Raw genomic sequence first — 20,934 nt, forward strand, 5'->3', positions numbered from 1 at the left:
TAAATATACGAGTAATTTGCCATTTTCTATAGTTTCTTAACACTTTTTTAAGAAAGCTCCGCAATAATCATATTAAGACTATTTCCCCCTATATTTATGCGAGCATCTTAGTATTATCAACCTCGACTTTATTATTAATAGACAAGGGATAAAGATGGAACAGAAACAATATTCTAGTAAATGGCAAAAACGTTTTGATTTCTTTGACAAACATGGCGCACCTAATACACCTGAATTCAAAGCGGCGTTAAAAGCCGCCTCTTTCGGTGAGCGTATCCTCATTAACATGAACATTTTTGCTTTCTTCTTCGGTATTATTTACTTCCTAATTTTAGGGCTTTGGAAAAAAGGGTTAGTGATGCTTGGTATCACTATTGGGGTTGGTCTGGCTTTGAATATTATTGATTTTATGATTGGTGGAACTATCCCAAATGCAGTTTATACAGGGGTATCTGTCGGTATGTCCGCAATGTGGGCAATGATTGCTAACTATGCCTACTATATTAAAGAAACCAAAGGGTTGGATAACTGGAATCCGTTTGAAGGGATCCGAATGCTTTAAGTGACAATCAAATAAAAGTTGGCTGCTGGCAAGGCTGCCAATTTTTATCGCATAATAAAGTTTAGAATAGATAGCTACTCTAAATTAACACTCTGCAAACGATATTCATTCGGCGTTTTACCATAAAATTGGCGAAATGCGTGACTAAATGCGGAATGTGAGTCATAACCCACTGCTAATGCAATTTGTTCTATTGATGTGTTGGTTAATAATAAACTCCCAGCCGCTTCCATACGTTTTTGTAATAAAAATTGCATCGCTGTTAATTGTGCTTCTACCTTTATTTTGCGTTGAAGCGTACTCACTGACATACAAAAAGCGGTCGCCATATCTTCACAACTAATAGGATGATGTAAACGCAGTTCCACCCATTGAGAAACTTCATCAATCCATTTTTTTTCAGGTTTTAACTGAGCCAATAACAAACGGGCAACGGTAAAATTATGTTCGGGAGCTTGTGGAAAACTTTGCAACCAATTCAAAAGACCGACTGCGGCAGGTGTCAGAGTAAATTCCGTCATTTTTTCACTTAATGCCCACTGTGCTGTTGCAGGCATTTCTAATACATAATTTTGATTGCCGACCTGCCCACTAAAAGCGTGATTAACACTTGGCGGGATCACCATCCCCTTGCCTGCATTAAGTAAAAAGTGCTGCCGATACATGTTTATTTCCATTTGCCCAGATAACGACAAAACGACTTGCCACTGCCCATCATGTTGATGAGAAATGACTTCGTCCGAATATTGGCGAAAATGAAGCTCAGGCAATCGCAAAGGGCACACTCCTACTGATACAGATGATAGCAGTATAACCTTTTTACTGATAAATGGCAGTGATGGCACCGACTACAGTAGGCGGCAAGCAAACGAGACCCTAGAAGCATACAAAAGTATGTGACTAGGGCGAGTGAGTGAAACCAACAACGCGAAGTATAACTAGCATTAGGCTAAAAGGGCACCATTCGGCAAAGGTAAGTTAAACTCCGCAAGAACAATCGCCCCCGTTTCATCAGGCGCTCCGGTAATTAATACTTCAGATTTAATCCCCGCGATTCGTTTAACCTCAAAATTGCACACGCATAATACCTGCTTACCAATCAAATCTTCTGGCGTATAATTGACGGTGATCTGTGCGCTAGAGCGCTTGATACCCAATTCCCCTAGGTCGACTTCCATCACATAAGCTGGCTTTTTCGCTTTACTGTTAATTTGTGCACTAATAATCGTACCTACACGCATTTCAACACGGGTAAAATCATCCCATTCAATAATTTGCATAAATCTATTCCTGAATTAAATTGCTTATGTGTAATAAATTAACACACAACAGATTTTGCGTTTTATCGCCAGAACGTCATTTTATGTAGCCAGACCACCACGGGCTAGGAAGATAAGCAAAAAATAGCCCTCATTAGAAATTGAGGGCAAAAAATACAAGACAGGAAATAGGTTAAAATAAAAATTTCTTGTTAATTACATTGTTGAAAATGTATTCATAATGATCCCGCCAGAGATAATTAACCCCATCGCAAATACCGCAGGGAAATCGGGTTTTTGTTTATATAAAATCATAGAAACTAAAGTTACACCGACAATACCAAATCCACACCATAATGAATACGCAACACCGACTGGAATATAGCCCATTGCACGAGTTAAAGCGAAATAACATAAGCAATAAGCAATAATAACTAACACTGATGGCCCCAGTTTGCTAAAACTGTTGGTCTTTTTAATCATTGAAGTGCCCGTTATTTCAGAACCAATAGAAAGCGCTAACCATAAAAATCCAGTAAACATAATATTCCCCTTAACTTTGAATTAATGAGCTATTTTATTTTTTGCTGATAATAATGAAGACTCAGTTTCATCTTTTGATGATTCTGTTTCTTCCGGATCATCTGAGCCCATCTTGGAGAATAGATTCATGATCACAATACCACTTGCAATCACAGCCATTCCAATTATGGCCGCAGTATCTGGATGTTGACCATAAAACAACATGCCCAGCGTAGAAACCATCAAAATTCCTGTACCTGACCATGTAGCATAAGCTAAACCAACAGGGATATATTTAACTGCACGAGAGAGTGAATAATAGCAAATAACATACAACACAACGATTAATGCCAGTAATAATGATTTGGTCATACCTTCACTATTATCAAACATTTTTAAGGTCGAGGTTGCTGAAGTTTCAGAAATAATAACCGCCAGCATCCAAAGCCATGACTTTGCTTTAGGGGACATAGATAATACTCCTACGATAAATAGAAAGATTAAAATTAATTTTTAATTTGATTAAATAATTTTATTTTTTAAGAGACTTTAAATAATCGAATGCTAAATCTGTTAATTTATTTTCATTCGCACGGCACCCCCTAGGGTTATTCATTACTTCTTTTAAAGTAATATAGCGATTTTGATTTTCATTATTTATTTCAGGTTTTAAATTTTCATCAATACCTTTAGTTAAAAGCTTATTCTCTATTTCATTAAATGAATCAAAATAAACACCTAACTTAATTACTTTAGAGATATTTTCTCTAATTAACTGATTATAATTTTCATTTTTATTTAAACCTAAAACCTGACTTAATTCACTTTCAGGGCAGCAATGGTATTTCAATGCTAAGGTCGACATATTTTGTGATAAAGCCTGTAAGGCTAATTCACTTTCTTCACTGGCAAACAAACCATTGGCTATCTCACCAACTACTTTTGCATCAATGAAAGGTAAAAACAGGCTGTCATAATGGCTTAACCCATTTATTGATAAGGTGTTTTTATTTACAACACTTCCCAGTTCAGCCCATTTTTCAACTTGGGAAGACTGAAGCATGGATGCGGTGGCATAAAAGGAAAAAGCAACAGACTCTAGCTGTGCCAACCTTTGGTAAATGGCTTGCTGGTAACCGTCAACTGGCGATAATACGACCAGAACGTGTCGCTTTAACTGACGTAAAACTCGCTGCACAATTCGCTCGATCAGTTCTTCGTTCATTTTGCCACCATTCCTTAACCCGCGATGAATACGCTATCGTTATTGCGTAAACCTGCCGCATTCGCCTCATCAGTATCGATATGAAACTCAAGGGAAAATCGTTCATCAACTCTCACAACAACCTCATCGAATACCAAGCTGCGCTCACCTTCAGTACGGATATTCACCTTCTGCCCATTCACCACATTTAGTGCTCTTGAGTCCATCACGCTCATATGAATATGACGCTGGGCACAAATAACCTGCGACTCAAGATTGACATGCCCTGCCGGGCCAATCAGTAACGCACAGCCCGAATTAACCAAGTCACCTGATTCCCTAACAGGAGCCTTAATTCCCAGTGCGAAGCAATCTGCTTTTGAAACTTCTAATTGTGTTTTTGGGCGAACAGGCCCCAGTACTCTGACTTTACTAATCGACCCTTTTGGCCCCACCACCATGACGCATTCTTTCGCTGCAAATTGCCCCGGCTGTTTTAAATCTTTGAATGGCGTGAGTTGATATCCCTGACCAAACAACGCTTCAACATCCTGCTGTGAAAGATGCACATGGCGGTTAGATATTCCGACAGGGATAGCAATGTTAGAAATACCCGCTTGTGCTGGAGTGTACGCAGAAAGCCGAGCCAATATTTTTCCCATCAATTGCTCATTCATCATGATTTTTTCCCTTTACGCGGGTCATTTTTGACGTCTTTCAGATTGATGTCGGTTTTGACTTCAACCACTGGTGCTTCCGTTTTGGTTTCAACAACTGCTTTTTCCACTAACTTTTCTGCTTTTACTTCCGACTGAAGGCTTTTCTCTAACTCGCCTTTTTTACTTTTCACTGTTAGCAATTTGCTGATCACACTTTCTTCAGGCCGCGCAATCACTAATGAGCCGACTAATAATTGGCTATTCGAAATTACTTCAATGCCGTGGTCAACCGCAGTACGAACGGCACTGATTTCGCCTTGAAAACAAACAGATACTAATCCAGAGCCTATTTTTCGATAGCCTATAATTTCTACACTGGCTGCTTTGCACGCCGCATCTGCAGCCTGTATGGCGGATGTCAGTCCCCGAGTTTCAATTACGCCTAAACTTTTCATCTGTCTCTCCTACTTAGTGACGAACCAGTCGAATATCGAAATCAAATTGTTTGAAGAATGCTTCAAGTTGGTCTAACTCTTCTGCACTATAGGTTGGGTCTTGCTTAACCGGATAAATCATGTCCAGTTTGTCGTATTTACCGCGACCTAACTGGTGATAAGGCAGAATATCGATGCGTTTTACATTGCCGCGTTTGGATAATTCCATTGCATAGTGGATAGCACCCGTGATGGCATCAAAGGAGTCGTTATAACCGCGAACAAGCGGCATTCTGACCACGATATTGGCACCAAGCTGAACCAGTCTTTCGAGGTTACGGCGAACATTTTCATTGCCAATACCGAATAGATTTTTATGCTGTGCAGTATCAATATGTTTGATGTCATAGAGGAACAGATCGACAACTTCCGCTAACTTTTCATAGTTTTCTAACGATGTCGTACCTTGCGTTTCTATTGCCGTATTGATCATCATTTTTTTACACTCACGCAGTAGCGCGACGGCAAAATCAGTTTGTAGGCTCATTTCGCCGCCACCGATTGTCACGCCACCACCGGAAGAAATATAAAAATCATAATCTTGCATGATGATGTCCATCATTTCAGCTACCGTGACATCTTTCCCCATAATGTCTAACGCATCACCAATACACACCTCTTCGCATTTACGACAGCCAATACAGTCAATGCTACGATTCACACGGTGAATTTGTTCACCGTGCTCATTAATAGTTTTGTAGTGGATCCCTGTCGGGCAGACATCAATACATTTCCCACAATTGACGCATTTATCATGGGAAAACATCACCTGAAACTGGCTGCTTAGCCCTTCTGGGTTAGCACACCACGGGCAACGAATATTGCATCCTTTTAAGAAAATCAGTGTTCGGATACCGTCGCCATCATAAATCGAGTATTTTTGGATATTAAATATCCGACCTTTAATCTCTGCCGCGCTCATCATTGCACCTCTAAAACTATGTTTATAAATCAAAAATTATTATTGTTGTTATAAAATGGCAGGTATAGATTCATACCTGCCTACATGGGTTTAGAACTTCTCAATTACAGTACGGCTAATAATTTCATCTTGAACTTCTTTACAGAGTTCAACGAAGTAGGCACTGTATCCTGCGACACGAACAATTAAATCACGATATTTTTCAGGCTCTTGCTGAGCTTTTTTCAGCATTTCATTATCAACATAACTAAACTGCATTTGGCCGTTGCCTAAAATAGATGCGGTTCTTAGCAAGGTGATTAAGCCATGGCGGCCTTCTGGGGTGTCCAATAAGCCTTTTAAGAACTTAAAGTTATGCACCATGCCAATGTTCATTGTTTCAACATTCATTTTACTGATTGATTTAATGATGGCAGTTGGGCCTTGTTTATCCGCACCTTGTGTCGGGCTGATACCATCGGATAGCGGCATCCAAGCCAAGCGACCATTGGCACTCGCCGCGGTTAATTCACCAATCGGCGTGTTGTTAGAGATGGATAAGGTTCCGTGGCTCAGTGTTGAATACAGCATGTCGTACTTACGGCACTCGCGCTCTGTCCACTCCGTAATATCCAGCGCATATTGGTCAACATAGTCATCATCGTTACCAAATTTAGGCGCATTTAAGCAGTCACGGCGCAGTTCGTCATAGCCTTCAAAGTTAGCTAATAAGCCATCACGAATTTGTTCAAGGGTGTAGCGACCATCTTCGTAAACCAATTTGCGAATCGCGACAATCGAGTCAACATAGGTTGCTAGACCAGAGAAAATCAGCCCTGGGCCGTGGTTGATCATCGCCCCACCCGCAGCCACGTCTTTGCCTTTTTCCATACAGCCTTCCACCAGCAAGGACATTAATGGTTTTGGTGCCACATCACGGTGAACACGTTGGCTGATGACGGTGCCGATAGCGGATAAGCGCACAATATGAGCAATCTGCGCTTTCACTGCATTATCAAAGTCTTCAAATGTTTTTAAGTCACGTAAATCACCCGTATCTAAGCCTTGATAGCTATCGAATAGCACCATGCGACCACGGTTTAATACAAACTCAATCGCAATTGGCCATTGGGTATAACCGGTTGATGTCCATTGATAAATACGGCCTGACTTCTGCGGTTCTACACAGCCCATCAAGCAGTAATCACGCGCATCCTCAAAATCGAAGCCTTTACGCAGCATCATTTTGATGTGGGAATCATCGAAGTGACAGGCAGGGAAGCCCATACCGGCTTTCACCACATCAACGATTTTTTCCATGTATTTCTGTGGTGATTGGTTGTGAATACGACAGGCCAGCGATGGCTGATACACTTTAACAAAGCGAACCGCATCCATAATTAAGTAAGTTAAGTCGTTACATGCATCGCCGCCTGAGCGTTTTTGTCCACCGACCGTTAAGTTGATAAATGGCTGGTAACCCGCGAAGTATTTCGCGCCTAATTCGCTCGACATCCACATTAATTCCGCACATTTGATGATAAATGCTTGCATCATTTCTAATGCTTGGTCTTGGGTTAAGCGGCCTGTTTTGATGTCATTTTCGTACATCGGCAAGCAATATTGGTCGAGACGTCCCAAAGAAAGACCGGTTTGGTTTTCTTCAATTTCAAACAGTGACTCAACTGTCCAAATACTTTGTAATGCTTCTTGTAACGTGGCCGGAGGATTGGCTGGCACGTTTTCGTTAACTTGTGCGATAGTCAGTAATTCTTCACGGCGTTTTTGGTCTGATTCCAGCACCGCTAATTCGCGAGCATGAGCAGCAATACGATGTGAATAGGCAATAACCCCTTCACAGGTTTCGATTGACGCTTTATAAAAATAAATGCGGTCAATATCATCAGGGTTTTCCATGCTTAACTCAGCCATTTTTGCCTGAGCATCTGCTTTGATACCATTCATTCCTTTGGTGAATAACAGTACGTCATAACCAGGGCAGGTATCGCCACCACCATTGATTTGGTGATAAGACAAGTCACTGACAAAGGTTTCACCGCTGAATTCCCATACACCCGCTTCGCGGTATTGAGCTTCACAAATTTCATCCAGTGAACGGCCTTCCCAGAACGGGGCTATTTCCTCGCGGATCACTTTTTTGTCTTCTTCCGAGATAACGAACGGATCTTGTGGGCGAGTTCCCATAGTGTCGAGTTCTTCGACCACCCAGCGCCATGCGATATCTGGTGAGAAGGCGCCTGCACGAGGTGCACCACAAGGATGACCCACAATCAGTTCTTCTGGTTGAATTAAGATTGGCGCAGTTTCACAAGCACGGCGGAATGCTTTCGCACGCAATAAAATTGGCGGTAAACCAGGATTATTTTTGACAACATCAGTGAAAGCGAGTGCACGATAGATAGACACACTTGGGCGTGCTTCTAAGTAGCGATTACGCAGGCGCTGTAAACGAGGCGTCAAACCTTCCATCACTTTGAATTCAGTCTCAACTTGAGCCGCCGGCGCAACATAGCTGGCATTTGGCGCAGCATATTGCGGCTGAATGCTATTTTTTCCGCAATATAAACGGACTTTCAAACCATTATTGATAGTACTGATGTTTTCATGTGCGGATAACATCATGGCTGATAATTCGTTAAGGCATACGCGCGGGTCATTTAGGTAAATGCCGTCTTTCAATGCATCGAACATTGGGTAGCCATCAACTTGCTTGGTTGAGCGAACTTCAGAGAGTTCAGCCAGTTTCAACCATAAACTTTCTACAATTTCATAAGCTTGTGGTTGGGTCAAACGGCCTTGTTCAATATCACGTTGGTAGAATGGATAGACCGCTTTATCGAAACCCATTGGGTTAACGGCATAGCTACCATTTTCTAAATGCAGGATCAGTTGCAGTAAATAGAAAGCTTGGCACGCTTCTTTAAAAGTTTGCGCCGGTTTTGCTGGTACATTGCGTAAAATCGCTGCACTTTCTTGTAATTCTGCGCGGCGATATTGATTAGATTCTGCCGCTGCCATGCTCTCTGCTTTAGAAGCTAAAGCTTGTGCAAAGTGAATGGCCGCATCACATGCATAAATCGCAGAACGGCAATTATTAGCTTCATCAATGCTATTGCGGCTAACTGCGCTACCGATATTTCTCACTCGGTTTTCTAGCTGTGCTTTGATAGCCAAGAAACCAATATTTAAAACCGCTAAGTAATCTGGCGCATCAACTGTGCTATCGCCAGCTAAAAAGGTATAAATACTGTGGCTGTCGATTTCATTTTCAGTATGGAAAATAGCTCCGCGAGGGGTCGATGATTGGCTGCCAATAATCAGCTCATCTTGAGCAATAAATGCAGGAAAGTGACGGATAAATTCATAAAAACGTTGTGCAGGTTTTATCGCCTGCGGTGCGCCAGACAGTTGGTTGCCAAGCGCTTCTAAAATATTGGCACGTTCAGTAATAATTGAGTTGTTGCGGGCACTTAAGCGTTCAGCCAGCATTTTTACGCGTGGGGTCAAAGCATATTTATTCATGTTAGCCTATCCTGATGTTCTTTCTAGTTTGTTGTTCATCACATAAAAGCGTTAACTGTTAAAAAGACTGTCTATACAGCACTTCCAGTTGCACCTTGCTCACATCCCGTGGATTGGTCGGAGTGCAGCTATCGCGCAATGCTTGCCCAACCATTTCCCCTAAACGGGCGTTAAAATCGAATTCATTAGTTCCGGTTGCTTGAATGCCTTTTGGCATATTCATTTCATCTTTCAATACGTTGATTGCCACAATTAGGCTTTCAACGCCTTCACGTATTGTTGAGGCAGGTAAACTTAAATTTTTCGCGAGATGGGCATAACGTTTTGCAGCTTCGTTATCGCATCGCCCTTCTAAATCCGCATTGAAAGCCACGACTTGCGCCATCAACAACGCATTAGCACGGCCATGAGGAATATGGAATACGCCGCCTAATGCATGGGCTAAGCTGTGCGTTATTCCCAGTGAGGCATTGGTAAAAGCCATTCCGGCAATGCATGACGCGTTATGCATTTTTTCGCGAGCCACTAAGTTGCTACCATCGCGATAGCAGTCAATTAAATGACCGAAAACTAATTGCACCGCTTTTTCAGCTAAGGCATCAGAAAAGTCAGACGCCGTGCGAGAAACATAGGCTTCTAGCGCGTGGCATAGCACATCCATACCTGTGTCCGCCGTAATAGAAGCGGGTACTGACTTCACCAGTGCAGGGTCTAAGATAGCCACATCTGGCAACATGAATTCATCAACCAAAACCAGTTTTTCAGACTGGGATTTGATCACTGAAAACGACGTCACTTCTGAGCCCGTCCCACTGGTAGTTGGGATGGCGATAAACTGCGGTTTGACTCGATTAACATCCTTTTTTGTGTGCCAGAGGGAGTAAATAACAGCTTTCGCAGCATCAATAACCGACCCACCACCGAGTGCAATCACCACATCTGGATATTGCATATCCATGATTTTCATACCGTTAACAATGGCTGAAATATCAGGGTCTGGCTTAACATCATCGTAGATCGAAAATGCGATGCCACTTTGAGTTAGCCTGCGAGTGACTTCATCGGCTAAGCCAAACTTCACCATCGCTTTGTCAGTGACGATAAAGGCATGGTGAGCACTCATGTGTGAGATAAAGTCCAATGCATTCGCACCGAATTGAACTTTAGGTTTAATCAAAAACTGGTTCATGCTGTTTTTACTCCTTGGTATAAACCTTCTCAACAATGGCAACCACTGACATGGCTTTGTAATTGTCTTTATTCAAAGCGAAGTAAGCTTCAGCTAAAACAATGTCGTTAATGCCTGCGCCAACACTGTCGACTGCCACATACGTTTTGTTTTTCAACGGTTCAAGGTCATCCCCTAGCTTGGTTACCATCAATAAGTTACTGCCGCTAAGTTCTTGACATTTCTGCGTTGCAACAACATGTCCAACTACCTTTGCGAGGATCATGGTTTATACCGCCTTATTCCAATGAGTTACTTATTTAGGCGCCCGAGAACGGCCTTGATGATTTGCTCGACATTTTCTTCAGTGATATCACCTTGAGAAACTACTGCCTCAGCAATCGCAGCCGTCGTTGCCGTACTGCCAAATCGGTCGTCGCCTGTTGGGTTAGCGGTCACCGCTGACGTTGTCGCTGCAACAGGGTTACGGAAGCGGTTATCATCAAAAATGCTGACTTGCGGTTGATTGCCGGCTGCTGATACGACTGGCTGGGCAGAAGTACAAGACTGGGCAGGCTGCCTTAAATCATCAATAGAACGTACGCCATAACCGACTTTACGGATGTTCAGTAAGTTCATTGGGCCCACGTTATCTGAGCTAGAACCACCACCTACTGCGCCACAACCCAGTGTTAAGGCTGGTGTGATATTGGTTGTTGCCCCGATCCCACCAAGTGCCGCTGGGGTATTGATCAAAATACGATTAACCGGTTTTTCCAGAGAGAATTGACGAATAACATCTTCATTTTGTGTGTGGATAACCAAAGTATGGCCGAGACCTTCATTGGTCAGTAAGTCAACCACACGGTGGCAAGCTGACTGCCAGTCTTCTTCGATATACATCCCTAAAATTGGGCATAATTTTTCGCGGGAGTATGGGTTTTTCGGTGATACGGTGTCTTGCAAAGCAATCAACACACGTGTATTAGCCGGAACAGTGAAACCGGCTCGTTGGCTTAAAGTGATCGCATCTTTACCCACCACTTCTGGGTTGATGGTGCCGTTCGCTCTAAGTAACATTGAAGCCATGCGTTTCGCTTCATCTTCATTCATGAAATAAGCGCCTTGAGCGAGCAGTTCACGATGAACTTCGTTGTAAATGCAGCGTTCTACAATGATGGATTGTTCTGAAGCGCAAATGACACCGTTATCAAAGGTTTTACTGGTGATGATGTCACTCACCGCTTGTTTGATATTGGCGCTACGTTCAATAAATGCAGGGCCATTACCTGGGCCGCCACTGATGGTTGGTGTACCGGATGCGTAAGCTGCACGTACCATGCCTTCACCTCCCGTTGCCAAAATTAAAGAAACGTCTTTGCTGTGCATCAGCTCTTTCGTTGCTTCAAGAGTCAGCATCGTGACGCCATCCACAATACCTGCTGGTGCCCCTGCTTCTAATGCCGCTTTTTTGATAATCTCTAATGTACGAAAACTGCAGGCTTTAGCATTTGGATGAGGGGAAAAGACAATGGCATTACCCGCCTTTAAGGCAATCAACGTTTTATAGATGATGGTAGATGTTGGGTTGGTAGAAGGTACTAACGCCGTGATCACACCAAGAGGGACACCCACATCCATAACTTTGTTGATTTTGTCATCATTAATGATGCCAACGGTTTTGAGATCTTTAATGTGTTCATAAACACGCATTGAAGCGAAAGTGTTCTTCAGGACTTTATCTTGCCACTTACCGAACCCTGTTTCTTCATTGGCCATTTTTGCCAGCTCTTCTGCATGAAGTGCGGACTCAATCGCGATGTGCTTAACAATATTATCGATTTTTTCCTGCGAAAATGTCGCAAACTCTTTCTGCGCTTGTTTCGCGTTTCTAACTAGCTCTCTTGCCAGTTGTCTGGATTGCAGATCTTTGTCTAATGCAACCATGTCTTCCCCCGTATCGGAGCCAAAATTAATTCATTAACTTGTCGTGTTATTGGCTTATCAGCCAATCAGTTAGGCTTTGTGTTGTTGTGCAATTTTGCCAATATCGTTGTGTGGTCTCGCAATCACACGTGAAGTCACCACTGTCCCGATACGTTTTGCAGCCTCAACTCCTGATTCAACCGCGGCATTAACGGCACCGACATCGCCTTTAACCATTGCTGTTACCAGCCCTGAGCCGACATTTTCATAACCGATTAACTCGACATTTGCGGCTTTACACATGGCATCAGCAGCTTCAATACAAGCCACTAATCCTTTAGTTTCAATTAGACCAAGCGCTTCTTTCATAAGTAATTTCCTGTTTTATTCCGTGACTTTATACTGGGCAACGATTTTCTGAATATCACTATGAGGACGAGCGATAACCAGTGATGTCACGACGGTACCAACGCGAGAGGCAGACTCAACACCTGAATCCACAGCAGCTTTCACCGCACCTACATCGCCTTTGACCATGGCGGTAACTAAACCTGACCCAACATTTTCATAACCAATCAGCACAACATTTGCGGCTTTACACATCGAGTCTGCAGCTTCGATACACGCCACTAACCCTTGAGTTTCAATAAGACCTAATGCGTCACCCATGTTTTTTCCTCCGGAAAAAGTTATGCCTTATGCTTAATAACGATTTTGTTTATATCGTTGTGTGGACGCGCAATGACGAGTGAAGTCACCACTTCACCAACGCGCTGTGCTGATTCAACACCTGAATCAACAGCCGCTTTGACTGCACCCACATCGCCTTTAACCATTGCGGTAACGAGGCCTGAACCGACATTTTCGTAACCAATTAGCTCAACATTTGCCGCTTTGCACATGGCATCAGCCGCTTCGATACAAGCCACCAGACCTTTGGTTTCAATAAGACCTAATGCATCACCCATTGTTGTTTCCTCCGAGAAGCCTTCTTTGTTTTTCTTTACCTTCGATATTCCAAGCTAATGTGTCCGAGTACATATCCCTTGAAGTATCTGGGTAATCATTTACGCCAATGGTGTCTGCGCGGTGATCTATTGAACGCAACCTTTGGCTTCAAACCCACTATAGAACCGAAAAATAAAAACAAAATATAAATCCACAAAACATAGATATTTAGTATTTTAATCTAAAAATTAGAGTGAATTATTAGACCATTTACATATCCATGCTAAAAAAATCAAAAATTCACGTATCTGTATTGCTGATAAAAAAGGGCTAAACACCGATTTAGCGTTAGCCAAATAGATTGTTAACAAAATATTATTGGGCTGATAAAGGGGGGTAATTTATGAAATGATAACTGTGGGTTTGCTCACTCGGTTATAAGCTTTGCCTACTATTTGGTGTCCACGAATTAAATTCTATACAAGAGGTAAATCAGCAATCATGATGGCAACTCACAGTGAGTTTATGAATACGAATATTTGTGAATACGATAAAAAGAAAATAAGAGGAAGGGATATTGCCAGTTAACGATGAAGTGAACGGCTTCACCACAAAGCTTATTTTAATGAGGGTGAATTAGTCAAATTTACTGCCGGGCTTTAATGTACAGATGTAAAGAGGGGAATTAATTGAACTAAGTAATAAGGCTTTATCATTGAGCTTTTGGGCATTAAGAAATAGGCCATCATGGCTATCTGACATTTCTCTCATAAAGTAATCAAATATCACATTTGGTGATTCATCAATAGAAGAAGCACTCGCTTCCCACTGGCTAATATTATAGTGACGCTCTGTTGGGGAAACTCGTTTTGTTGTGTAACTAAATTTCACATAGCGCTGTAAATACAACCAACCCGCTTTAGAATCGGTATAGCCCTCAACAACAATGGCTCCTTTACCATTTGCACCAAAATTGAAATGAATATTGCCATTAACGTTTTCATCCTGCATATTTTCAAAACGCATAATACCTTTTGTCGAGCACACTAATAAGCCATCTTGTTTACTGGAAAATAAAACCGATTGAGTGTAAATCACCACAATAATAAATAGTAAAAAGCTCAGTAAGCATAATACTTTTCCTGATATCTTCATGATGGTTTCCAAGAATAGTAAAAGTAATTATCGCAATAGCTAAATGGGTTATCTTCATTGACTGCACAATGTGCAAGAAATACTCGTCCCAATCCGTTAGTTTGCAATTTGTCCCCATAGAAAAAAACAAACCGCTCTTTCTCAACACATTCTAGGTTTAAGTTATTTCTAACCTTATCAAAATTTTGTACATAGTTTAGTGCTACGGTGTTATTGATCATTTTTTCATTCGATAGTACATCACATTTAGTGTGCTCAAGTACCGTCATGTTTATCGGCACTGACGGTTGGTTTGATAAATAAGCCATCGTCGCGAGTAAAACAGAACACAATAAAAAAGCACCGCTAGCGAGATACCAACAAATTTCTTTTTTTTCTGGCGTCAATGTTGATTCTATTTTCTTGGGGTCTGTAGATTCAGCTATAGGTTTAGGAATTGGAGATAAAACAACCGCTGCCGCTTCTATTTCACTTAAGCTAGTTATTAATTCAGTTTGAGGAATTTTAATATCATCAATTAATTCAAGGGAAATATCGGAATTAAATTCTAATCGCCCACGAGCAACTGTTACAATAATATTTTCAATACCATATGGCCGAAATGCTTTTCTTAATATACTTAGGTATTGGTTTAAATTACTGTTCGATGAAACTAATCCATTATCATCCCATACTGCTTTTAATACCTCATCTCGAGAAACGACACCTCTGTGTTGAATAAAGTAAAACAATAATGCATTGGCAGTTATCGACAGCTGCGTATCCACCTCATCTTCTTTTAAAGATAAAGTGCCATCAACTGCATCATATAGAATGAAAGCATTGATTTTATATTTCACTGTCGCCTCATGTGCTTATTTTATGAATAAAATTGCACTACTGTTATTATTGCTATTTTTACTTATGCGCTATTTTTACTTATGGAATTTGTTCAAATGATATTGCCGTTAGCCGACTAACAATCGCATCGCGTTCTTGCTGTGATAATGTTTCTCCCTCAGTCAATGACGAAAGCCATAACCCATCCGCTGCATAACGTACTAACGCCCCTAAATAACTGTTATCAAACTCATCGCCCTTCGCCAAATGATTGGTTACCCAATCTCGCCAGCACTGACGTAATACGGGCTCAGTTGGCATCGCTAAGGACAGTAAGGCAAGTTGAAAACTTTCATCAGACGCTTTTAACTCACCAATATAGTGCAAATACGCACGAGAAAACCGTCCATAAGCATTTTTGTCATTCTCCATAATGATACTTATCCGCTCATCCATAATTTCTAGCAATTGAAGGAAAAGGGCATGAATAAGCTCTTGTTTGGAGGGGAAATGGTGCATCAACCCACCTTTACTCACACCCGCTTCCCTTGCTACCGCATTGAGAGATAGTGAAGAAATGCCTTCTCTGCCTGCAATAATGCGAGCAGCTTTCAGTAGCTCCACTTGAAGCTTGATTGGGTCTTTTTTTCTATGCTGTGCGGATTTATTCATGCGATGAATAATACCGACCAGTCGGTATGTTTCATTTTGACTAAAATCAAGTAACCCTGATTTGTTCATGGGTAAATCTAAATAGTGGAAGAGGACTCACAATATCGAATTATGAGTAGTTGTAAACCCATAGTTAATTTAAAAATATCAAATTTTTTTGATACTCATTGACTTAATTAATTTAACTTAGTTTTGCACACATTTAGATTATGATGTTTAATGATAATAACGAAACAGAATTCTGAAGAAGTAATATCGGTTTGCAATATTCCTAATTAACTATCCGTGAAAGAGGTTTTATCATGTCAAATCAATACAATATTGGCGTTATTGTTGGTAGCTTACGTGCTGATTCTTACAATTTAGTTGTCGCTAAAGCCATAACTAAATTATTCCCCGCGAATTTCACGTTTAACTTTATCAATATTGATGAACTACCTCTCTACAACCAGGATGCAGACCAAAATGTGCCCTCTGTTGTGGCTAATTTTAAATCTCAAATTAAAGCCTGTGATGGCATTATTTTCGCCACCCCTGAATATAACCGTTCGATGCCTGGTGTATTGAAAAATGCGATAGACCAAGGTTCTCGTCCATGGGGCGATAACTCATGGGATGGTATTCCTGCGGGGGTTTTAGGTGTTTCTATTGGTAATATCAGCACAGCTATTGCCCAGCAACACTTACGCAACAGCCTAACATTTTTAAATATGCCAACCATGAACCAGCCTGAGTGTTTCCTAAAATGGTATGACGGTATGGTGGATGAACAAGGTAACATCTCACCGAAAAGTAAAGATTTCCTACAACCTTGGGTAGATACCTTTGTGAAATTTGTTGGCCATAATGCCAAACGTTAGCCATTAAAAAAGCATCACGATTGTGATGCTTTCAGACTGCTGACAAACATATTATGTTTGGCGGCAAGTCTAATAGGTTTTAAAAATAAATTAGGAAAATCAATTTATTGATTTTCAGCTGATAGCACAAAGCGGGAAAAACCACGCTTTTATCCCGCTTTGTCAACAACCTAAAGGCATCACAATTGTGATGCCTTTATTTAACTTCAAACCCTATTTGGCTTACTACTAAAACAGCAATTAACGCCCTGCTTTTAATTTCTGGAAGTACTCTTCATACAAAATATTGGTATTCCCTACATCGCTTTGCCATTCGCCTTTTTGCAGAACCTCTTCACTTGGGTAAAGTGATGGGTCATTGGCAATTTCAGCAGGTAATAATTTTTTAGCGGCTAAGTTTGGTGTTGGGTAACCAATAGATTCAGCCACTTGAGCCGCAATTTCTGGACGTAATAAGAAATTAATTAGCTTATGAGCCCCTTCCACATTTTTTGCATTGGCCGGAATCGCTAAACTGTCCATCCAAAAAATTCCGCCTTCTTTTGGCCACACAACTTCAATTGGTAAACCTGCTTGCCGTGCAACGAATGCAGAGCCATTCCATAACATACCGACATCCACTTCACCTTCAATAAATGGCGTCGCTGGGTTGTCAGAGTTAAAGGCTAGAATATTTGGACGTAATTTTTGTAGCTCTTTATACGCCTCTTCAATTTGTTTCGGGTCAGTGGTATTACCTGAATAACCTAACTTGGTGAGTGCGACTTGGAAAACTTCCCGTGCATCATCCATCATCAGCAAGCTATTTTTATACTCAGGTTTCCAAAAATCCGCCCATGAGGTAACAGATTGTGGGTCAACCGCTTCACCGTTAATTCCAATCCCTGTAGCTCCCCAAATATAAGGTACAGAATAGTCATTATTCGGGTCGAATTCTTTATGAATTAAGTTTGGATCAAGGTTTTTAAAATTGGTCAGTTTGCTTTGATCAATTTTTTGTAGCATCCCTTCTTTACTCATTTTGGCAATAAAATAAGTCGAAGGTACCACCAAATCATAAGCCCCTTCTTTATAGGTCTTTAACTTGGTATACATACTTTCGTTTGATTCATAGGTGGAGTAAATCACCTTGATGCCCGTTTCTTTGGTGAATTGCTCTAATAAACCAGGGGGAACATATTCTGTCCAGTTATAGAAATACAGTACGTCTTTGTTATCGTCAGCGGCAGTTGCCGTGCCAATACTTGCAGCCATTAACCCTGCTGCCAGTAGATAGGACCATTTTTTCATTACTGAGTTTCCCTCAACAAAGTGTTTTTCATCCCTATATGCATCAAGTAACCACTTGAATTATTTAGGGTATATATCTTATAGGCTAAATGAAGCCCACCCTCTCGCCGCATGGCATCAAAAAGGCGCTGTTATAGAAAAACCAGCGCCACCAATCATTTATGGTCTCGCTTTTTTCGAGTATTTATCCCGCATCACCCATTGACTTAAACAAACAAGTAGCAAGGACATAATCAACAACACTGTCGCCAAAGCATTTACTTCTGGGGAAACCCCAACTTTTACCATTGAATATATTTTCAGTGGCAAAATTTCATAGCTTGGCCCCGTGACAAATGACGAAACCACCACATCGTCCATCGACAATGTAAAGCTCAGTAACCATCCTGCCACAACCGCGGGTAGCGCTAATGGCAAAATGATTTTTCTTAAAATAGTAAACTCACCCGCACCAAGGTCACGTGCCGCTTCTAGCATTTTTACATCAAAATCCTTTAACCTTGCATACACCGTCACCACCACAAAGGGTAAACAGAATGTGATATGGGAAAAAAGCAATGACCAAAAGCCTAACGAGACCCCAAGGATCATAAATAGAACCAATAACGAAATCGCCATAACGATATCAGGGGACATCATTACCACAAATAACATGCCACCGACGAATGGTTTTCCTCTAAAACGATAGCGAAATAATGCAACGGCCGTTAGTGTACCAATGGCTGTTGCGAAGGTCGCCGACAAAACCGCCATAGTTAATGAATGCCCAGCAGCTTCTAATAAGCTATCGTTATTACTTAGTAGCGTATACCATTTCGTTGAAAACCCTTGCCACTGAATACCAAAACGCGACTCATTAAAGGAATTAACAATCAAAATGATGATTGGAATATAAAGATAAGCGTAGATGATAGCCATAAAGCCACCACGCAGAGTACGTCCGATCATTCTTCATATGCCTTTTTATTCAGAAGTTTAGCTGCTCGGTAATACACATACAGCAATAAACCCATCATCGCCGTGAGGAAAATGCTAGTTGCTGCCCCGAATGGCCAATCACGAATATTTAAGAACTGGCTCTTAATCACGTTACCAATCAGTAGATTTTTCGCCCCCCCCATTAAGTCCGCCACATAGAACAGCCCCATTGCAGGTAATAAGACCAGCAAGCAGCCTGCAATAATTCCTGGCATCGTTAAAGGAATGATGATTTTCACAAACCGTTGAAATTTATTTGCACCGAGATCCTTTGCGGCTTCTATATATGACTTATCCAACTTTTCAATACTTGAATACAGTGGCATCACCATAAACGGCAACAATATATAGATTAGGCCTAATATGACGGCCTCAGGTGTATACATAATTTTCAATGGCTTATCAATAATACCAACCCACAGTAAAAAGTCATTTAAGTACCCTTTGGTACTAAGAAAAACTTTTAACCCATAAATACGAATCAATGAATTGGTCCAAAATGGCACAATTAATAAAAACAGCATCAAAGGTTGTATTCGTTTAGGTAACCTTGCCAATATAAAGGCAAATGGGTAGCCGATAACCAAACAGAAAAAGGTTGCTATCACCGCCATATTGAGCGAGTGCAACATGACCTCTGCATACATCGGGTCAGACAAGCGAACGTAGTTATCCCATGTGAAAACTAAGTCAACTAAGTTGGTATCACTGCGCGTCAAAAAACTAGTGCCAATAATCATAATATTAGGCAAAAAGACGAACAGCAGCAGCCAGGCGACCACCCCGGTGATAATAACGTTCTGCAAAACTTTATGCTTACGAATGATCATCCAGAACTACCTCCCAACTTTCAACCCAAGTTACAGCAACTTTTTGGTTAAGGGAGTGGTCGACATCGGGGTCATCTTCATTGAAGAATTCGCTTACCATGACAATTTTGCCATCTTCCATTTCAACCACTGAGTCTAACGTCATGCCTTTATAGTTACGCTCACGAACGTAGCCAATCAGCCCCGGATAGTTATCTGCATCATTCACCTCTTCAACACGTAAGTCTTCAGGACGTAATAACACACTAACGTGCTGCCCTTCTTTGACAGAAAGCTCGGTGAAAATATCGCATTCGTGACCTTCAACATTGGCACGAATACGTTTATCATCAATGCGATACAATACTTTCGCATCAAAAATATTAATTTCACCAATAAATTGAGCAACAAATAGGTTTTTCGGCTCCTCATAGATTTCACGAGGTGTGCCATCTTGCTCAATTTTCCCTTCACGCATCACAATGATTCGGTCAGACATGGCTAAGGCTTCTTCTTGATCATGGGTCACAAAAATAAACGTAATCCCCAGTTTTCGTTGAAGCGCTTTTAGCTCATTTTGCATTTGTTTGCGCAGTTTGTAATCAAGCGCAGATAATGATTCATCCAGTAGTAGGACTTTCGGGCGATTGACTACTGCACGGGCTATTGCCACACGCTGTTGTTGACCACCAGACAGTTGGTTGGGTCTACGCTCAGCAAAATCTTCTAGCTGCACCATACGTAAGGCTTGATCGACACGTTTTTGGATTTCAGCCGCAGGCGTTTTTTGCATGCGTAGGCCAAATGCCACGTTGTCGAAGACTGTCATATGAGGAAATAAAGCGTAGCTTTGGAATACGGTATTTACAAAGCGGTTTTCCGCTGGAATATCCGTAATATCTTGACCATCAAGAATAATTTGACCATCATCGACATCTTCCAGCCCAGCAATAAGACGCAAAACCGTCGTTTTACCGCAACCGGAAGGCCCCAGAATGGTCAAAAACTCACCGTTCCGAATGGTTAAGTCAAGCTCAGAAATAATTTGTTTGCCATCAAAACCTTTACTTAAAGATTTTAATTCAATGAGTGGTGTCAGAGAGGTTGTCTCAGTCATTTATTATACACTCTATCCCTAGGAATAATGCAGATAGAACCGCCACCG

Annotated in this window: 24 protein-coding genes; 2 read left to right on the forward strand and 22 right to left on the reverse strand. The window is 41.4% G+C overall.

From position 1 onward, the window contains the following. Positions 1–154: 154 nt before the first annotated feature. Positions 155–562, forward strand: a complete 408-nt coding sequence (locus PSE60_RS01750; protein ID WP_272664400.1) for a DUF2628 domain-containing protein — start codon at positions 155–157, stop codon at positions 560–562. A gap of 74 nt (positions 563–636) precedes the next feature. Here the strand turns inward: PSE60_RS01750 and PSE60_RS01755 are convergent, their stop codons facing one another. The 18 genes from PSE60_RS01755 to PSE60_RS01840 form a co-directional block, all read right to left on the reverse strand. After that, complete coding sequence (locus PSE60_RS01755) at positions 637–1,338, reverse strand: AraC family transcriptional regulator (RefSeq protein WP_210840416.1); 702 nt, start codon at positions 1,336–1,338, stop codon at positions 637–639. A 168-nt stretch (positions 1,339–1,506) separates the two neighbouring features. Beyond that, complete coding sequence (locus tag PSE60_RS01760) at positions 1,507–1,842, reverse strand: tRNA-binding protein (RefSeq protein WP_210840417.1); 336 nt, start codon at positions 1,840–1,842, stop codon at positions 1,507–1,509. A 195-nt stretch (positions 1,843–2,037) separates the two neighbouring features. After that, entirely contained in the window at positions 2,038–2,364 is a 327-nt protein-coding gene (locus PSE60_RS01765; RefSeq protein ID WP_004907976.1) for a DMT family transporter, read from the reverse strand. A 21-nt stretch (positions 2,365–2,385) separates the two neighbouring features. Further along, positions 2,386–2,814, reverse strand: a complete 429-nt coding sequence (locus PSE60_RS01770) for a DMT family transporter (protein WP_272664401.1) — start codon at positions 2,812–2,814, stop codon at positions 2,386–2,388. Positions 2,815–2,875: 61 nt separating this feature from the next. After that, positions 2,876–3,541 carry a hypothetical protein gene (locus PSE60_RS01775; protein ID WP_272664402.1) on the reverse strand — a complete coding sequence of 222 codons (666 nt, stop codon included), beginning with the start codon at positions 3,539–3,541 and terminating at the stop codon, positions 2,876–2,878. Between the two features lie 41 nt (positions 3,542–3,582). After that, a complete protein-coding gene (gene pduL / locus PSE60_RS01780; protein ID WP_210839017.1) occupies positions 3,583–4,227 on the reverse strand; it encodes a phosphate propanoyltransferase in 645 nt (214 codons plus the stop codon). Further along, positions 4,224–4,661, reverse strand: a complete 438-nt coding sequence (locus PSE60_RS01785) for a BMC domain-containing protein (RefSeq protein ID WP_272664403.1) — start codon at positions 4,659–4,661, stop codon at positions 4,224–4,226. Before PSE60_RS01785 ends, pduL begins: the two co-directional genes overlap by 4 nt. 13 nt (positions 4,662–4,674) lie before the next feature. Beyond that, positions 4,675–5,625, reverse strand: coding sequence for a choline TMA-lyase-activating enzyme (gene cutD / locus PSE60_RS01790; protein ID WP_272664404.1), 951 nt, complete (start codon positions 5,623–5,625; stop codon positions 4,675–4,677). A gap of 87 nt (positions 5,626–5,712) precedes the next feature. Beyond that, a complete protein-coding gene (gene cutC / locus PSE60_RS01795) occupies positions 5,713–9,144 on the reverse strand; it encodes a choline trimethylamine-lyase (RefSeq protein WP_272664405.1) in 3,432 nt (1,143 codons plus the stop codon). Positions 9,145–9,202: 58 nt separating this feature from the next. Beyond that, positions 9,203–10,333: a 1-propanol dehydrogenase PduQ gene (locus tag PSE60_RS01800; RefSeq protein WP_272664406.1), complete on the reverse strand. Its 1,131-nt coding sequence runs from the start codon at positions 10,331–10,333 to the stop codon at positions 9,203–9,205. A gap of 7 nt (positions 10,334–10,340) precedes the next feature. Beyond that, on the reverse strand, positions 10,341–10,598 hold the full coding sequence (locus PSE60_RS01805; protein WP_004259057.1) for a EutN/CcmL family microcompartment protein: 258 nt from the start codon (positions 10,596–10,598) through the stop codon (positions 10,341–10,343). A 26-nt stretch (positions 10,599–10,624) separates the two neighbouring features. Next, a complete protein-coding gene (locus PSE60_RS01810) occupies positions 10,625–12,259 on the reverse strand; it encodes an acetaldehyde dehydrogenase (acetylating) (protein ID WP_272664407.1) in 1,635 nt (544 codons plus the stop codon). A gap of 69 nt (positions 12,260–12,328) precedes the next feature. Next, positions 12,329–12,607 (reverse strand): BMC domain-containing protein, encoded by a 279-nt coding sequence (locus tag PSE60_RS01815; protein WP_004259063.1) that lies wholly within the window; start codon positions 12,605–12,607, stop codon positions 12,329–12,331. Between the two features lie 15 nt (positions 12,608–12,622). Continuing rightward, positions 12,623–12,907: a BMC domain-containing protein gene (locus PSE60_RS01820; RefSeq protein WP_042845468.1), complete on the reverse strand. Its 285-nt coding sequence runs from the start codon at positions 12,905–12,907 to the stop codon at positions 12,623–12,625. A 20-nt stretch (positions 12,908–12,927) separates the two neighbouring features. Further along, entirely contained in the window at positions 12,928–13,206 is a 279-nt protein-coding gene (locus tag PSE60_RS01825) for a BMC domain-containing protein (RefSeq protein ID WP_004249182.1), read from the reverse strand. A 616-nt stretch (positions 13,207–13,822) separates the two neighbouring features. Further along, entirely contained in the window at positions 13,823–14,341 is a 519-nt protein-coding gene (locus PSE60_RS01830; RefSeq protein WP_272664408.1) for a FidL-like protein, read from the reverse strand. After that, on the reverse strand, positions 14,338–15,180 hold the full coding sequence (locus tag PSE60_RS01835; RefSeq protein ID WP_272664409.1) for a transcriptional regulator: 843 nt from the start codon (positions 15,178–15,180) through the stop codon (positions 14,338–14,340). The genes PSE60_RS01830 and PSE60_RS01835 overlap by 4 nt, the downstream gene beginning before the upstream one ends. A 79-nt stretch (positions 15,181–15,259) precedes the next feature. Next, positions 15,260–15,832 (reverse strand): TetR/AcrR family transcriptional regulator, encoded by a 573-nt coding sequence (locus tag PSE60_RS01840; protein ID WP_210839021.1) that lies wholly within the window; start codon positions 15,830–15,832, stop codon positions 15,260–15,262. Between the two features lie 302 nt (positions 15,833–16,134). On the opposite strand from PSE60_RS01840, the gene PSE60_RS01845 reads away from it, so the two are divergent. Then, entirely contained in the window at positions 16,135–16,692 is a 558-nt protein-coding gene (locus PSE60_RS01845; RefSeq protein WP_272664410.1) for an NADPH-dependent FMN reductase, read from the forward strand. A gap of 240 nt (positions 16,693–16,932) precedes the next feature. Here PSE60_RS01845 and potD read toward each other — a convergent pair whose 3' ends face one another. The 4 genes from potD to potA all read right to left on the reverse strand — a co-directional run bounded on the left by potD (position 16,933) and on the right by potA (position 20,886). Beyond that, a complete protein-coding gene (potD, locus tag PSE60_RS01850) occupies positions 16,933–17,982 on the reverse strand; it encodes a spermidine/putrescine ABC transporter substrate-binding protein PotD (protein ID WP_109912650.1) in 1,050 nt (349 codons plus the stop codon). 159 nt (positions 17,983–18,141) lie between these two features. Further along, entirely contained in the window at positions 18,142–18,930 is a 789-nt protein-coding gene (gene potC / locus PSE60_RS01855) for a spermidine/putrescine ABC transporter permease PotC (RefSeq protein WP_272664411.1), read from the reverse strand. Further along, entirely contained in the window at positions 18,927–19,790 is an 864-nt protein-coding gene (gene potB, locus PSE60_RS01860) for a spermidine/putrescine ABC transporter permease PotB (protein ID WP_272664412.1), read from the reverse strand. Before potB ends, potC begins: the two co-directional genes overlap by 4 nt. After that, entirely contained in the window at positions 19,777–20,886 is a 1,110-nt protein-coding gene (gene potA / locus PSE60_RS01865; protein ID WP_272664413.1) for a spermidine/putrescine ABC transporter ATP-binding protein PotA, read from the reverse strand. Before potA ends, potB begins: the two co-directional genes overlap by 14 nt. Positions 20,887–20,934 lie beyond the last annotated feature (48 nt).

Source organism: Providencia sp. PROV174 (assembly GCF_028480685.1).
GTDB classification, from domain to species: Bacteria; Pseudomonadota; Gammaproteobacteria; order Enterobacterales; family Enterobacteriaceae; genus Providencia; species Providencia rettgeri.